Origin of the sequence: Halopseudomonas sp., assembly GCF_036961105.1 — a bacterium.
In the GTDB taxonomy this organism is placed as follows: Bacteria; Pseudomonadota; Gammaproteobacteria; order Pseudomonadales; family Pseudomonadaceae; genus Halopseudomonas.
The window spans coordinates 526,138-542,119 of the sequence record NZ_JBALWW010000001.1 but is presented as its reverse complement, the minus strand read 5'-3'; the positions used below and the strand labels follow the sequence as shown (position 1 = coordinate 542,119).

The following is a 15,982-nucleotide window of genomic DNA, read 5'->3' as shown; positions in this document are numbered from 1 at the left end:
CTTTCCGTTACTCCCCCGATTCGACCGGTGCCACTGGCTCACGCCAGGCCACGGCCATGCCATTGCTGTAGCGCAGGTCAACCCGCGCGATCAGCTCACGCCGGTCCTGCAGCATCATCTGCTCGACCGTCATGAACCGCTGCATCTTCTCCACCAGGTTGTCGCGTCCCAGCAGCACTTCAATACCGTCTTCTGTTGTCAGGAACCAGCTACCGCGATCGCGCAACTCCAGCTTGCTGACTACCATGCCCTGCGGGCGCAGCAGCCTGCTGAACTGCTGGTAATGGCGCATCACCCGACGCTTGGCGCGTTCAGGGCCATCAAGCTGCGGCAAGCGCGAAAAACGGCTGATATCTTCCGGGGCGAATGCCTTGCCCTCGTTGTTCAATAGCGCCGCATCGCCCCAGCGGGCAATCGGCAGCTGTTCGTCCAGATCAATCACCAGCTTGTCGGGCCATACCCGACGCACCGAGGCATCCGCCACCCAGGGCATGGCCAGCAGATCGCTGTGCAGGCCCTGCAGATCGATGCCGAGGAAACTCTCGTGCAAATAGGGCTGAATCACCTGCTGCACTGCCTCGCGATCAATGTATTGCAGCTCGCCCTCAACGGTAATCAGCGCTACCGGCCGATCAGCCAGGGGCATCAATCGGCTACCCAACTCGTACAGCCCCATGCCCAATGCCACCAGCAGCAGCGGCCACAGCAAGCTTTGCAGACGGCCGCCCAAGCCTTCGAAGGAAGGCCTGCTGAAACCTGTGCGTGTGCCAGCACGCGGGGCAGGTGGCGCGACCCGCACAGCGCCACGCACCGGAGCCTTGCGGCGTACGGATGGTGCACTGCCTGAATCGCGAATCATCTGCCCCAGCATGGTGGTGTTGCCTCAGCAGCGGGCGCTGGCGAGAATCGCCAGCACCAGCTCGGTGAATGACATGCCGGTAGCTTTCGCCGCCATCGGCACCAGACTGTGATCGGTCATACCGGGCACAGTGTTTACCTCCAACAGGTAGAAGCGACCGGCTTCATCCTGCATGACATCAACTCGTCCCCAGCCGCGACAGCCGACCGCGTTAAAAGCGCGCAAGCAGAGATCGGCGAGCTCCGCTTCTTTCTCGGCCGACAGTCCACAGGGGCACAGATACTGGGTATCGTTGGCCAGATATTTGGCGTCGTAATCGTAGAAATTGTGCGGTGTGCGCAGGCGGATGGCTGGCAGCGCCTTGCCATCGAGAATTGCCACCGTGAATTCCGCGCCTTGCACCCACTGTTCCACCAACGCCTGATCGTCATACGCCTGCGCACCTTTCCAGGCCTCTTGCAGGCCGGCCAGGCTGTCGGCCTTGGCCATGCCGATAGAGGAGCCCTCGTGTACTGGCTTGATAATCAGCGGCACGCCCAACTGCTCGACAATGGCGGCACACTCTTCAATATCGCCAAGCATCGCGTAGGCTGGCGTGGATAGGCCCAGGCTCTGCCATATCTGCTTGGTGATGAGCTTGTCCATGCCTACCGCGGAGGCCATCACGCCACTACCGGTGTAGGGGATACGCAACGATTCGAGCAAACCCTGCAGGCTGCCGTCTTCGCCGCCGCGCCCGTGCAATGCGATGAACACGCGGTCGGGCCGCTCGGCAACCAGTTGCTCGGCCAAATGCTCATCGGCGTCAATACCGTAGGCGTTCACACCGGCACCCAGCAGCGCTTCCAGCACCGCTGCGCCGGATTTCAGCGAGACAGCACGCTCGGCGGATGTACCACCGAAGAGCACGGCAACACGACCAAAGGTAGCTACGTCAACCATCAGGCTTTACCTCCAGCGTTGCGGGTAGCCAAGGCGTCGGCCAATTGCTGCGCCAGGCCGCCAATGTCGCCTGCGCCCTGCGTCAACAGGATGTCGCCAGGTTGCAATACAGCTTCAAGCAGCGGCATGACATCGGCGTCGCGCTCGACATAAATAGGATCGATCTGACCGCGCTGACGAATACTGCGGCACAGGTGCTTGCTGTCTGCACCCGCTACCACCTCTTCACCCGCCGGATAGACTTCCATCAGTAGCAGGGCATTGGTTTCACCCAGCACCTGTACAAAATCTTCATACAGATCGCGGGTACGGCTGTAACGGTGCGGCTGATACAGCATCACCAGCCGGCGCTCGGGCCAGCCGGCGCGCACTGCCTTGATCACGGCGGCGACTTCACGCGGGTGATGGCCGTAGTCATCGACCAGCATGATCTGGCCAGCGCCCCAGTTGTAATCGCCATATACCTGGAAACGCCGTCCCACACCCTGGAAGCCGGTAAGGCCCTGAATGATGGCCTGATCCGAAACACCCTCATCGGTCGCGACGGCTATGGTCGCCAGCGAGTTGAGCACGTTGTGCACTCCGGGCATGTTGACCGAGACCTTGAGCGGCTCGCGGCCCTCGCGCAGCACGGTAAAGTGGGTCTGCATGCCGGTCTGGTGGATGTCTACTGCACGAATATCCGCATCCTCGGACTGGCCGTAGGTGATCACCTGCCGGTTTACCTGGGGGAGTATCTCGCGCACCACCGGATCATCGATACAAAGCACGGCCACGCCATAGAACGGCAGGTTGTGCAGAAACTCGACAAAGGTGCGCTTGAGGCGGTTGAAGTCGCCTTCGTAGGTAGCCATGTGGTCGGCGTCGATATTGGTGACGATGGCGACCATCGGCTGCAGGTGCAGGAAGGACGCATCGCTCTCATCGGCTTCGGCCACCAGATAACGGCTTTCGCCCAGTTGCGCGTTGGTGCCGGCAGCAGTCAAACGACCACCGATAACAAAAGTCGGACTCAGGCCATCCGCTGCCAGCACCGAAGCTATCAGGCTGGTGGTGGTGGTCTTGCCGTGGGTACCAGCCACTGCGATACCGTGGCGATAGCGCATCAGCTCGGCGAGCATCTCGGCGCGCGGAACCACGGGGATGCGTTGATCAATGGCAGCGGCAACTTCCGGGTTCTGCGGGTTGATCGCGCTGGACACCACCAATACGTCGGCGGACTGCAGATTCTCAGCGCGATGGCCGATATCGATGCGCGCACCAAAGTCTTCCAGGCGCTGGGTTACCGCAGAACGCTTGAGGTCGGACCCGGAGACTTCGTAGCCGAGGTTAAGCAGTACTTCGGCAATACCGCACATGCCCACACCGCCAATACCGACAAAATGAATGCGACGGATACGGCGCATTTCCGGCAGGGTGAAGGTTGCCTGAGCACGTTTGTTAATGGTCACGGGCGACCTCCAGACAGGCTTGCACCACGTCTATCGTGGCATTGGGGCTTGCTTGTTCGCGGGCGCGTTGGGCCATCTGTCGCAGTAACTCCGGTTGATTCATGTAGGTCGTCAATTTTTCTGCCAGCAGCGCGCCGGTCAGCTCTGCCTGGGGCAACAGCTCGGCAGCGCCCCGCTCGGCCAGATAACGCGCGTTGGCGCTCTGATGGTCGTCAATCGCATGGGGCAGAGGCACCAGAAACGAAGGCCGGCCCGCAGCAGCCAGCTCGCAGACGGTCAGCGCCCCGGCGCGGCAGATCACCAGATCGGCCCACTCGTAGGCGCCTGCCATATCGGCAATAAAGGCTTCCACGTCAGCCCGCACACCGGCGGCCTCATAGGCTTCACGCGCCAGTAACAGATGTTGCTTGCCACATTGGTGCACCACCTGCGGGCGCTGTTCCGGCGCGATCCGAGCCAGGGCATCCGGCAGTAACTGATTCAGCGCCATGGCGCCCAGACTGCCGCCCAGTACCAGCAGACGCAGCGGCCGCTCGCCATTCCAGCTCAGTTCGGGCACCTGAAAAATCTCTTCGCGCACCGGGTTGCCGGTACTGCGACGGCGCTCATCAGCGGCAAAGCTGCCGGCAAAACCTTCGCAGCAACGGCGGGCAAATCGCGACAACAGACGGTTGGCCGTCCCTACCACAGCGTTCTGCTCATGGATGATCAGCGGGATGCGGCGCAACCAGGCAGCCAGCCCACCGGGACCGGTCACATAGCCGCCAGCGCCCAGCACAAATACCGGCTGCAGGTCGGACAGAAGCTTCAGCGATTGGCGCAGCGCGCGCAGAATGCGGAACGGCGCCTTCAGCAGGTCCAGAGCGCCCTTGCCGCGCAGCCCCTGGATATCCACGTAATGGATGGGGAAGCCGGCGTTGGGCACCAGATCAACCTCTATGCCGCGACGCGTACCCAGCCAATGCACCTCATAGCCTTGTTCGCGCAGCAGACGCGCGCAGGCCAGTGCCGGGAATACGTGCCCGCCAGTGCCGCCGGCCATGACCAGTACGGTCTTAGTCATTGCCAGCCTCCCGTAGCGCCTGCCGGCGCTCCCAGTCGATGCGCAGCAGCAAGCCAAGCGAGACGCAGCAAACGACCAGCGAGCTGCCGCCGTAACTGAGAAACGGCAGCGTCAGCCCTTTGGTCGGCAGCAGACCGATGTTCACGCCCACGTTGATCAGCACCTGGCCGCACCACATGATGGCCAGGCCGTAAGCCAGATAGGCAGAGAACATCATGCCGGCGCGCTCGGCCCATAGGCCGACGTACAGTGCGCGCACGGCAACAAAGATCAGCAGGGCAAAGGCCGCCAGCGCGCCAATCATGCCCAGCTCTTCGGCCAGTACGGAAAACACGAAATCGGTGTGTGCTTCGGGCAGATAGAACTGCTTCTGGATGCTGTTGCCCAGACCCACACCCAGCCATTCACCACGGCCGAAGGCAATCAGCGCCTGGGTCAACTGGTAGCCGGTGCCGTAGGGGTCTTCCCAGGGGTTGAGGAAACCGGTGAGGCGCTGCAGGCGATAGGGCTCGAACGCCACCAGCAGACCTGCCAGACCGCCGAGCGAGCCAAACAGCAGAAGGAAGCGGAACAGACCCACACCGCCCAGAAACAGCATGCCGGTCGCCGCACCCATCAACACCACGGTAGCGCCAAAATCCGGCTCGATAATCAGCAACCAGGCCATGGGGCCGAGCACCATGAAGGGTTTGATGAAACCGAACCACTGCTCCTTCACTTCGTCCTGCCGGTGCACCAGATAACCTGACAGGAAGACCACGGCAAACAGCTTGGCCAGCTCCGAAGGCTGTACGTTGATAGGTCCGACGGCAATCCAGCGCCAGCTACCGTTCACCTCACGGCCGATGCCGGGAATCAGCACCGCGAGCAGCAAGGCAAAACCGAGAAACAGCAGCGGGAAGCGGAACTGCTCCCAGAGGCGTACCGGCACTGCCAGGGTGGCGGCCATGGCCAGCAAACCGATCAAGAGGTAAATGACCTGGCGATTCATGTAATACAGCGGGTCGCCAAGGCGGCCGGCGGCCACTTCCATCGATGCCGAGGTAACCATCACCAGACCCAGCGCCAGCAGACAGAGCGAGCCGACCAGCAACGGCATATCCATATCGAAACGACGCTCACCCAGCAGCGGTGCGCCGGCATCACGGGCAGTAGCCAGCCAGTTCATCAGCTCAGCCTCCCGACCGCTTCGGCAAACAGCCGGCCGCGCTCTTCAAAGTTCCTGAACATGTCCAGGCTGGCGCAAGCTGGCGAGAGCAGCACCAAGTCACCCTGCTGGGCGGCGTCTGCTGCAGCTTGTACTGCCGCTTCCAGACTATCCACCCGAATCGTTTCGAGCTCAGTTGGCAAGGCAGCCGCCAGCTTGTCGGCGTCGCGCCCGAGGAGCACCACAGCACGGCAATACTGCGCCGCGGGACCGCTCAACGGCGAAAAGTCAGCGCCCTTGCCATCGCCTCCGGCTACCAGCACCAGCTTGCCGGCGGTGTCGGACCCCAGCCCGTTGATGGCCGCAAGTGCAGCGCCCACATTAGTAGCCTTGGAATCATCAAAATAGGTTACTCCGGCATGCTCGCCTACCCACTGACAGCGGTGGGGCAAGCCCGCGAAACTGCGCAGAGTATCGAGCATCGGCTGCATCGGCAGACCGGCAGCCTGGCCGAGCGCCAGCGCAGCCAGTGCGTTGGACTGATTGTGCGCGCCGCGCATCTTCAATTCGCGTGCGGGCATCAGCGGCTCGAACTGGAAAGCCAGCCAGGTCTCGCCACCCTGTTCAAGCAGTCCAAAGCCTTTGAAATCCGGACGCGAGAGACCGAAGGTCAGGCAGGGTAGCTGGTCTGCCACCAGCGGGCGCGACAGGGCATCGTCACGATTGACGACTATCTGCTGCGCGCCACGGAAAATACGATGCTTGGCCAGGTGGTAGGCTGCCAGCCCGCTATAGCGATCCATATGGTCTTCGCTGACGTTCAGTACGGTCGCGACCTGCGCATTCAAGCGGTCAGTGGTTTCCAACTGGAAGCTGGACAGTTCCAGCACATAGAGTTCTGCCTGCTGATCCAGCAGATCCAGCGCTGGCGTGCCCAGGTTACCGCCTACTGCCACCTGGACGCCCGCTGCCGCAGCCATCTCGCCAACCAGCGTGGTCACAGTGCTCTTGGCATTGGAACCGGTGATCGCAACTATCGGTGCCTTGGCTTCGCGCGCAAACAGTTCAATGTCGCCGACAATGGCAACACCGGCCTTGGCTGCCGTCTGCAACGCTGGCGTGCTAAGGGCTACGCCGGGGCTGACAATGAGCTCGCTCGCGCGGCACAACAGCTCGGCGTCCAGCTCGCCAAGATACAGATCAGTCATGGGCGCAAAGCGCTTGAGCTTGTCCAGACCCGGCGGGTTCTCGCGGGTGTCGGCTACGGCAAACGACAGGCCCCGGCCCGCCAGATAACGGGCGACCGAGAGCCCGCTGCTGCCGAGCCCGACGATGATCCGCTGTTTGTCCGTAGTAATCAGTGACACCCGATATTTCCTTTGTTAACGCAGTTTCAGAGTGGCCAGACCGATCAGCACCAGTACCACGGTGATGATCCAGAACCGCACTATCACGCGCGGCTCAGGCCAGCCTTTCAGTTCAAAATGGTGGTGGATCGGCGCCATGCGAAACACCCGGCGCCCAGTCAACTTGAAGGACGCCACCTGCACTATCACCGACAGGGTTTCCACCACGAAAATGCCGCCCATGATGAAGAGCACAATTTCCTGCCGCACTATCACGGCAATCACCCCCAGCGCCGCACCCAATGCCAGGGCACCTACGTCACCCATGAAGACCTGAGCGGGATAGGTGTTGAACCAGAGAAAACCCAGCCCGGCCCCCAGCAGCGCACCGCAGAAGATGATCAGCTCACCGGCGCCCGGCACATAGGGAATCAGCAGGTACTCGGCAAACCGGGCGTTGCCCGACAGATAAGCGAAGATGCCCAGCGCACCGCCCACCATGACCGTGGGCATAATGGCCAGACCATCGAGCCCATCGGTCAGGTTGACCGCGTTGCTGGAGCCGACGATGACGAAATAGGTCAGCACAATGAAGAAGATGCCCAACTGGAACTCGACCTGCTTGAAGAAGGGCACGATCAGCGTGGTTTCGGCGGGCGACTGCGCATACAGATACAGAATGATCGCTGCCACCAGACCGAACACCGACTGCCAGAAATATTTCCAGCGCGAGGGCAGACCACGCGAGTTCTTTTCCACCACCTTGCGGTAGTCATCTACCCAACCGACCGCGCCAAAACTGAAGGTCACGCCCAGTACAACCCACACGTAGAGGTTGCTGAGGTCGGCCCACAACAGGGTGCTGATGCCAATCGCCACCAGAATAAGCGCGCCACCCATGGTCGGCGTGCCGGCCTTGGACAAATGCGACTGCGGCCCATCGTTACGCACCGACTGACCAATCTGCCGAAAACTCAGGGTACGGATCATCCAGGGCCCCAGGCACAAGGCCAGGCCCAGAGCGGTAAGCACACCGAGAATGCCGCGCAGCGTGAGGTACTGGAATACCGAGAAGCCGGAGTAATACTGCTGTAGAAATTCGGCGAGTATGAGCAACATGTCAGCTGACCCTGTTTTCGTTATTTTGCGTGTCAGCCGTGGCCCTGAGGCCGGCTACTACTTCTTCCATGCCCGCACTGCGCGAGCCCTTCACCAGCACCTGGGTGCTGATATCCAGCCGCTCCCGGAGCGCCTCGATCAAATCCTGTTTGCTGGCAAACAGCTGGCCGCGCTCCCCAAAAGCCTGCACAGCCAGGGCAGATAACTTGCCCACAGCGTAAAGCCCGTCAAGGTTACGCGCGCGGGCGTACTCGCCTACCTCGGTGTGGCTGGACTGCGCCCAGTCACCCAACTCGCCCATGTCACCCAGCACCAGAATGCGCGTACCGCGCAGGCCGGCCAGCATATCGATGGCGGCTTTGACCGAAGCCGGGTTGGCGTTGTAGCTATCATCAATAATCTGCGCGCCGGCAACGCCGGCGACACTGTTGCCGCGTCCCGCGACCGGCGCCAGTGCGCCCAGACCACGGCCAATGCAGTCAAGCGACACACCCGCTGCCAGAGCAGCACCCGCTGCGGCCAGCGCGTTGGCAATATTGTGCTCGCCGCGCAATTGCAGCTGCACCTGCACGCTGCCCTTGGGCGTCACCAGTTCGAAGGTCGGACAGCCAGTGGCGCTGGCCAGGATATTCTCAGCACGCAACTGGGCAGTCGGGTTCTTCAGACTAAAGGAGCAGGCACTGCGCTTGGCACCCAGCAGTTGGTACCACTGTTCGAACCAGGGGCTGTCGAGATTGAGTACCGCCTGTCCGCCAGCCGGCAGCTCGCTGACAATCTCACCCTTGGCCTTGGCAATGTTCTCGGGGCTGCCGAAGCGCCCGACGTGGGCCATCTCGGCATTGGTCAACACGCTGATCTGCGGTTTGGCCAGGCCCATGGTGTAAGCGATATCGCCCACGGCGGCAGCGCCCATTTCTATGACTGCGTAATCATGGCTGGGCAGCAGGCGCAACAGTGTCAGCGGCACGCCCAGCTCGTTGTTCAGATTACCCTCGGTGGCTAACACCGAATCGGCCTGGCGCAGAATTGATGCGAGCATTTCCTTGACGGTGGTCTTGCCGCTGGAGCCGGTAATGGCGATCACCTGTCCCTTGAACGCGTCGCGCACCAGCGCCGCCAGTTGACCAAGCGCCATCTGGCAGTCGTGCACCAACAGCTGCGGCAGGTCGTCGTCGACGATGTATTCGACCATGGCCGCAGCCGCACCGTTTTCCCGCGCCTGGGCCACGTAGTCGTGACCGTTGACTCGGGTACCGGGCAAAGCCACAAAGAGGCCACCGGAGCGCACCGCGCGGGCATCAATGCTGACGCTGTCGAAATGGGTGTCCACACCATTGAGGGTGGCGGCCAGGGGCTTCAACAGTTCCGACAGGCGGATAGCTTCAAGCATGCGCTGCCTCCCACTGCTGCAGCGCCTGACGCGCGTGCTGTATATCGCTGAAGGGATGACGCACGCCTTCAATCTCCTGATAGGTTTCATGCCCTTTGCCGGCGAGCAGAATCACGTCGCCAACACCTGCTGCACTGATCGTCCTGGCGATCGCCGCAGCACGGTTGGGTATGACGGTGGCAGCGCCGCTGCGTTCCATCCCCTGGCAAATTTGCTGAATAATCTGTTGTGGCGGTTCACTGCGCGGGTTATCGCTGGTAACCACCACAGCGTCGGCGCCCTGCTCGGCCACGCGCGCCATCAGCGGACGCTTGCCCTTATCGCGATCGCCACCGCAGCCGAACACACAGACCACCCTGCCGCTGGCGTGCTCGCGCAATGCAGCAAGCGCCTTTTCCAGGGCATCCGGGGTATGTGCGTAGTCGATCACCACCAGCGGTTGGGCGCCGCCGCCCAGCCGCTGCATGCGGCCCGCCGGGGGTTGCAGGTCGGCCGCCAGGGCCAGCGCTTGCGGCAAGGGCACACTCAAGGCGCCCAGACTGGCAATCACCGCCAGCAGGTTGCTCAGATTGAAGCTGCCCAACAAGGGGCTGCGCAGCGGCAAGGTTTGCCCTTGGGCATGCACCAGGGCGCACAACCCTTCGGAGTCAAATCGGATATCGCTGCAATAATAAGTAGCGCTGGTATCGCTCAGACTGTAACTGACGACCGGCGCCGCGCAGTCAGTGGCAAGCTTGCGGCCAAAGGCGTCGTCCAGATTGATCACAGCAGCCGATAGCGGCTGCTGGAACAGCAATGCCTTGGCCGCCCCGTAGCTTTGCATGTCGCCGTGGTAGTCCAGATGGTCGCGACTCAGATTGGTGAAGACCCCCAGCGCAAAGCGCACTGCGGCCACGCGCCCCTGGTCGAGCGCATGGGAGGACACCTCCATGGCCACATGGCTGGCACCCTGCGCCTGCAAGCGGGCAAGCTGTGCCTGCGCCAGCAGCGCGTCCGGCGTGGTCATGCCATGCTCGGTCAACTGCCCCGGCATGCCGCTACCCAGGGTCCCGATCACACCACAGGGTTCGCCAACGGCGGACAACGCTTGCGCCAGCATCTGGCTGACACTGGTCTTGCCGTTGGTACCGGTGATGCCGATTACCCGCAATTGCTGGCTTGGTTGCCCATAGAAACGGTCGGCCAACGCAGAGAGCTGCTGCTGCAGGCCGGGCACAGTCACAGCCGGCACGGCCAGGGTGGTCAGTTCATAACCTGCCGGTTCGTACGCGACCGCAGCGGCGCCAGCCGCGACGGCCTGCGCTATATGGGCGCGGCCATCGTGCTGCAGTCCGGGTACCGCCAGAAACAGATCTCCCGGGCGCACGCGGCGGCTATCCAGCGTCAATCCGCCAATCTCAAGGTCAGCCAAAGCCAGGTCAGGGAAGAGTTCGGTCAGTTTCATCCGCGCTCCCCCGTTTCCGGCGGCAGAGGCAGTTCAACCTGTTGAATGTCGCCCAGATTGTCGGGGGCTATGTTCATCAAACGCAGGGCGTTGGACATCAGACCGCTGAACACCGGGGCGGCCACCAGGCCACCGTAATAGCCACCATCGCTTGGCTCGTCTATTACCACGGCAATAGCAATGCGCGGATCGGTGCTGGGACCGAAACCGGCAAACAGCGAACGATAGGAGTCTTCCTGATAGCCCTTGCTGGAGGTGCTGGCCTTGCGGGCCGTGCCGCTCTTGCCAGAGACGTGATAACCGGGCACCCGTGCGCGGTAGGTTCCGCTTTCCGCTTCGATCACATTCTGCAGCATGCCCTGAACGGTTTTGGCCGCAGCCTCAGGCAGCACTTGCTGCGGTACCGGATTTTCCTCTACTCGCAGCAATGACATCGGTACCTTGCGGCCATCGTTGGCCAGGATCGAATAAGCTTGAGCCAACTGCACAGCAGTGACCGACAGACCGTATCCATAAGACAGTGCAGCGGTTTCGGCCGAGCGCCATTCGCGGTAGCTGGGCAGCTTGCCCACCCGCTCGCCAGGAAATCCAAGGCCGGTGTACTCACCCAGACCTACGCTTTGCATGGCATCGTGAACCGCCTGACCGCCAATATCGAGGGCCACCTTGCTCATGCCGACGTTACTCGACTTGAGCAGAATGCCACTCAGATCCAGCACCCCGCCGGGCGCCCGCGATACATCACGAATGGTATATCTGCCGATACGCAAGGTGCCGGGATACACGTTGACCTGATCGGTAGGCTTCCACCGACCACTGGCCAATGCCGCCGTCATGGAGATGGGTTTCATGGTCGAGCCGGGCTCGAAGACGTCGATGATCGCGCGATTGCGCATCATCCCCGGCTGCAGATTAGCGCGGTTATTCGGGTTGTAGCTGGGATGATTGACCATCGCCAGCACCTCCCCGGTGCGCACATCCAGCATCACGATCGAACCTGCCTTGGCGCCGAATTCCTTCATGCCTTCGCGCAGTTCGCGGTGCGCCAGGTATTGCAACCGCAGGTCGATGGACAGCTTCAGATCATTGCCCGGACGCGCATTGCTGATCACCTGCACATCCTTGATCAGTCGGCCACGACGGTCCTGCAGCACCTGGCGCTTGCCGGGCACGCCCTCCAGCCACTGATCATAAGCCAGTTCAAGTCCTTCCTGGCCCTTCTCGTCAACGTTGGTAAAACCCACCAGGTGGGCTGCCACTTCGCCAGCGGGGTAAAAACGGCGGTACTCTTCAATGCTGTAGACCCCATGCACCTTGAGCGCCATTACTGCCTCGCCATTGACCGGGGTCATACGGCGACGCAGATAGATGAACTCCTTGTCGGCATTGGCCTGCAGGCGCTCGCCGAAGGTGGACAGATCGGTACCCAGTGCGCGCGCCAACTCTGGCCAATGCGCCTTCTGGCCGATGAGCTGCGACGGGTTGGCCCAAATGGTCAGCACCGGGGTGCTCACCGCCAGCGGCTCGCCGTTACGGTCGGTGATCTGCCCTCGGTGAGCCGGAATGGGCACGTGGCGCACGCTGCGCTTGTCGCCCTGACTTTTAAGAAAGCCTTCATCCAGCACATGGAGCTCGACAATGCGCCAGCTTACCGCCACGCAGCACAAGCCAAGCAGCGCAATCACCAGGCGAAAACGCCAGGGGTAAAGGCTACCGTTGGGCTTGAAGCCAAACTTCTTCATGGCCGCACCAGAATCACGTCGGCGGGCTCGGGAACATGCATGCCCAACTGGTCAGTCGCGATGCGCTCGATGCGGCTATAGGCGGTCCAGGTGCTTTGCTCCAACACCAACCGGCCCCACTCTGCCTGCGCTTTTTCGCGCACTTCCATTTCGCTCGCCAGCTCGTTAAGCAATTGGCGACTCCAGTGCGCGCTGTAAGAAACGGCCAGAGCAGTTACCACCACCAGCACGCCGGCCAGCAGCAGCCAGCCGCTGCTGGCGGGCAGATTGCGCTTCGGGCTCACTGGCTGCTCGGCCGCGGTCATCAGCGCTTCTCCGCGATGCGCAGCACGGCGCTACGCGCACGTGGATTGGCCGCCACTTCAGCGGCGGAGGGCTTGATCGCCTTGCCTACCAGGTTGACCGACACGGCAATATCGATATCGCGAATGGGCAGATCGCGCGGTAATGGCGCACCTTTGGCCTCACGCCGCATGAACTGCTTGACCAGTCGATCTTCCAGCGAGTGAAAGCTGATCACGACCAGGCGTCCGCCAGGTGCCAGGGATTCCAGCGCAGCACTAAGCCCGTCAGCCAGATCGTCCAGCTCGCGGTTGATAAAAATGCGGATACCTTGAAACGCGCGAGTAGCAGGATGCTTGCCTTTCTCCCAGGCGGGATTGGCTTCTTTCAGTACCGCTGCCAGATCCCCGGTACGAGTAAATGGCTGCTGCGCACGACGGGTTACCACAGCGCGGGCCATGCGCTTGGAAAAGCGCTCTTCGCCATACTCTTTCAGCACGGTGGCGATGTCGGCTTCGGCTGCACTGTTGATCCAGTCGGCCGCACTTTGACCCTGTTCGGGGTTCATGCGCATATCCAGCGGGCCGTCATTGAGAAAACTGAAGCCGCGTTCGGGGTCGTCCAGCTGCGGTGACGATACGCCCAGATCCAGCAGCACGCCGTCCACCTGCCCCTGCAGACCCTTGGCCTTGAGCTCTTGCGCCATATCGGCAAACGAGCGCTGCACAACGACAAAGCGGCCGTCTATGGCCGCCAGTTCGTTACCTGCCCGGATGGCTTCCGGATCCTTATCGAAGGCGATCAGGCGCCCTCCTCGGGCCAGGCCCGAGAGCAGCGCACGGCTGTGGCCGCCACGCCCGAAGGTGCCATCGACATACAGCCCATCCGGCTTGATAGCCAGGCCTTCCAGCGCTTCATTCAGCAATACGCTGACATGTTGGTAATTGGCTTGCGTGGTCATAGGCTCAAGGAATGCAGTTCGACCGGCAACTCGCCAGCCTCCTGCGATTCTTCCAGATAGGCGCTGGTGGTGGCCGTCCAGGCCTCTTCACTCCAGAGCTCGAATTTATTTATTTGCCCAACCAACATGACTTTCTTGTCCAGCCCGGCGTGATCACGCAGCAACGGTGGAATGACGAAGCGGCCATTGCTGTCCAGCTCAAGATCATTGGCATTACCAATCAACAGGCGCTGCAGACGCTTGACCGCAGGATTCATGTTCGGCGCCTTGCGCAATTGCGCTTCAACCGCCTCCCATTCCTGCAACGGGTAGATCCAGAGACAGCGCTCTTCTAGCGCAATTGTCGCCACCAACTGACCGCCACAGGAGTCCAGCAAGCGGTCGCGATAGCGCGCAGGCATCGCGAGTCGCCCTTTGGCGTCCAGATTGATGGCGTTGGATCCACGAAACACGCTTTTGACCTTCCTCTTTGGTGGCCTGGCGCTACTCGCCAATATTTCCCACTTTTATCCACTTCGTACCACTTTGGCACACTATAGAAATGCGCAGATACAGCGTCAAGCGGGCAATACATGAAAAAAGCCTTGCAGAGCAGGGGTTTAGCGGCAAAAGGAGGGGAATCACTTACAAATAAGGAGGATGCGGCAGGGTAAAGCGGAAACAAAGCAAACAGATCCACTCACAACTTAAAGTGAATTATGAGGAGTAAGATTTTTTTGATCTAAAAGCGAAGGGAGTCACAACAAGAATAAAAATAAGAGTTGGCCTGTAAGCCGGGTTCTGTCGAGAACAGTCATTCCTCTGGGATCGCCATCACTGACGACCTCAAGCAACCTACCCGAATCCAGTGCGGGCCACACCGATGGATTCCTATTTGGTCTTGCTCCGAGTGGGGTTTACCACGCCACAGACTGTTACCAGCTGCGCGGTGCGCTCTTACCGCACCTTTTCACCCTTACCGGCGCTTGCGCGCTTAGGCGGTTTGCTTTCTGCTGCACTTTCCGTAGGCTCGCGCCCCCCAGGCGTTACCTGGCACTCTGCCCTATGGAGCCCGGACTTTCCTCCCTGCCAGTGCCTTGCGACACCAACACAGCGACTGTCCAGCCAACTCTTGGCGGCAAGGTTAGCTGCCTTATCAAGGCAGGGCAAGCAGAAAACACCTTGCCCGAGCAAAGCTTGTCTGGGACATATGCCCAAAAATAGCCACTATCCGGCCCCTTTCACCGTGGCATCCAAAATAGGCGCGACAAGGGAACAGCTCTGTCATACAAGCGCCTTACTCAGCGCTCTTGCCGCGCTGCAAAGCCAGCTGGTACAGCTGATTCTTGCGCTCACCGGTGATCTGCGCTGCCAGTTGGGCGGCCTGTTTTACCGGCAGCTCCTGCAGCAGTACCTCCAGCACCCGCAACGATTCCGCTGACACCGCCTCCGCGGCCGGCGCAGGCGCGCCTTCCACCACCAGTACGCACTCACCACGCTGCTGATCGCTGTCAGCGCGCACCCAACCTGCCAACTCGGCAATGGGCGCACAGCGCAAGGTCTCGAAGGTCTTGGTCAGTTCACGCGCCAGCGTCACCTGCCGCTGTGGACCCAGAATGTCGTGCATGTCATCCAGACATTCCAGCAGGCGGTGCGGCGCCTCATAGACCATCCAGGTGCGCGGCTCACTGGCAAGACTTTCCAGCCGCTGGCGTCGGCCGTGCGACTTGGCGGGCAAAAAGCCCTCGAAGGCAAAGCGGTCCGAGGGCAAGCCTGCAGCACTCAGTGCCGCGATCAGCGCGCAGGCGCCCGGCAGCGGCGAAATGCGTATGCCAGCTTCACGCGCCTGGCGCACCAGGTGATAACCAGGGTCGGAGATCAGCGGAGTACCTGCATCCGAGATCAGCGCCAGGTCATCGCCCGCCAGCAACCGGGCAACCAACCGCTCGCCCTTGTCACGCTCGTTGTGGTCGTGGCAGGCGGTCATGGGCGTAGCAATACCGAAGTGCTGCATCAGCCTTGCACTGTGACGGGTATCCTCGGCGGCAATCAGAGCCACCGACCGCAGCACCTCCAGAGCGCGCGGCGTCATGTCCTGCAGGTTGCCTATCGGCGTGGCAACTACGTAAAGCGTGCCTGTGCTGGTCGTCATATAAACCCCCGAGGTAATCTGTGACGCATTGTACAGGAGCGACAAGCACCGCTGCGATTGCCTGGAGATTGGCAAGGGCCTTGGTTACAATGCAGGCACTGATTT

Annotated in this window: 14 protein-coding genes and 1 other RNA gene; all 15 read right to left on the bottom strand. The window is 61.4% G+C overall.

Going from position 1 to position 15,982, the window contains the following annotated elements; translation table 11 throughout:
* Positions 1-7: 7 nt before the first annotated feature.
* Entirely contained in the window at positions 8-871 is an 864-nt protein-coding gene (locus tag V7756_RS02475) for a cell division protein FtsQ/DivIB (RefSeq protein ID WP_442908936.1), read from the bottom strand.
* Between the two features lie 12 nt (positions 872-883).
* Positions 884-1,801 carry a D-alanine--D-alanine ligase gene (locus V7756_RS02470; protein WP_335608568.1) on the bottom strand — a complete coding sequence of 306 codons (918 nt, stop codon included), beginning with the start codon at positions 1,799-1,801 and terminating at the stop codon, positions 884-886.
* Positions 1,801-3,207, bottom strand: a complete 1,407-nt coding sequence (gene murC / locus V7756_RS02465; RefSeq protein ID WP_335608644.1) for a UDP-N-acetylmuramate--L-alanine ligase — start codon at positions 3,205-3,207, stop codon at positions 1,801-1,803. The genes V7756_RS02470 and murC overlap by 1 nt, the downstream gene beginning before the upstream one ends.
* Positions 3,208-3,241: 34 nt before the next feature.
* Positions 3,242-4,315 (bottom strand): undecaprenyldiphospho-muramoylpentapeptide beta-N-acetylglucosaminyltransferase, encoded by a 1,074-nt coding sequence (murG, locus tag V7756_RS02460; protein ID WP_335608567.1) that lies wholly within the window; start codon positions 4,313-4,315, stop codon positions 3,242-3,244.
* Positions 4,308-5,483, bottom strand: coding sequence for a putative lipid II flippase FtsW (gene ftsW / locus V7756_RS02455; protein WP_335608566.1), 1,176 nt, complete (start codon positions 5,481-5,483; stop codon positions 4,308-4,310). Before ftsW ends, murG begins: the two co-directional genes overlap by 8 nt.
* Complete coding sequence (gene murD / locus V7756_RS02450) at positions 5,483-6,829, bottom strand: UDP-N-acetylmuramoyl-L-alanine--D-glutamate ligase (RefSeq protein WP_335608565.1); 1,347 nt, start codon at positions 6,827-6,829, stop codon at positions 5,483-5,485. The genes ftsW and murD overlap by 1 nt, the downstream gene beginning before the upstream one ends.
* A 15-nt stretch (positions 6,830-6,844) precedes the next feature.
* Positions 6,845-7,927, bottom strand: a complete 1,083-nt coding sequence (mraY, locus tag V7756_RS02445; RefSeq protein ID WP_335608564.1) for a phospho-N-acetylmuramoyl-pentapeptide-transferase — start codon at positions 7,925-7,927, stop codon at positions 6,845-6,847.
* 1 nt (position 7,928) lies between these two features.
* A complete protein-coding gene (locus V7756_RS02440; protein ID WP_335608563.1) occupies positions 7,929-9,317 on the bottom strand; it encodes a UDP-N-acetylmuramoyl-tripeptide--D-alanyl-D-alanine ligase in 1,389 nt (462 codons plus the stop codon).
* Positions 9,310-10,761 (bottom strand): UDP-N-acetylmuramoyl-L-alanyl-D-glutamate--2,6-diaminopimelate ligase, encoded by a 1,452-nt coding sequence (locus V7756_RS02435; protein ID WP_335608562.1) that lies wholly within the window; start codon positions 10,759-10,761, stop codon positions 9,310-9,312. The genes V7756_RS02440 and V7756_RS02435 overlap by 8 nt, the downstream gene beginning before the upstream one ends.
* On the bottom strand, positions 10,758-12,503 hold the full coding sequence (locus tag V7756_RS02430) for a peptidoglycan D,D-transpeptidase FtsI family protein (protein WP_335608561.1): 1,746 nt from the start codon (positions 12,501-12,503) through the stop codon (positions 10,758-10,760). The genes V7756_RS02435 and V7756_RS02430 overlap by 4 nt, the downstream gene beginning before the upstream one ends.
* Positions 12,500-12,808: a cell division protein FtsL gene (gene ftsL, locus V7756_RS02425; RefSeq protein ID WP_335608560.1), complete on the bottom strand. Its 309-nt coding sequence runs from the start codon at positions 12,806-12,808 to the stop codon at positions 12,500-12,502. Before ftsL ends, V7756_RS02430 begins: the two co-directional genes overlap by 4 nt.
* Positions 12,808-13,746, bottom strand: coding sequence for a 16S rRNA (cytosine(1402)-N(4))-methyltransferase RsmH (rsmH, locus tag V7756_RS02420; RefSeq protein WP_335608559.1), 939 nt, complete (start codon positions 13,744-13,746; stop codon positions 12,808-12,810). The genes ftsL and rsmH overlap by 1 nt, the downstream gene beginning before the upstream one ends.
* Positions 13,743-14,198, bottom strand: a complete 456-nt coding sequence (gene mraZ, locus V7756_RS02415; RefSeq protein ID WP_335608558.1) for a division/cell wall cluster transcriptional repressor MraZ — start codon at positions 14,196-14,198, stop codon at positions 13,743-13,745. The genes rsmH and mraZ overlap by 4 nt, the downstream gene beginning before the upstream one ends.
* A gap of 301 nt (positions 14,199-14,499) precedes the next feature.
* Positions 14,500-14,858, bottom strand: an RNA gene (gene rnpB / locus V7756_RS02410) — RNase P RNA component class A.
* A 164-nt stretch (positions 14,859-15,022) separates the two neighbouring features.
* Entirely contained in the window at positions 15,023-15,877 is an 855-nt protein-coding gene (gene rsmI, locus V7756_RS02405; RefSeq protein WP_442908935.1) for a 16S rRNA (cytidine(1402)-2'-O)-methyltransferase, read from the bottom strand.
* Between the last annotated feature and the right edge of the window lie 105 nt (positions 15,878-15,982).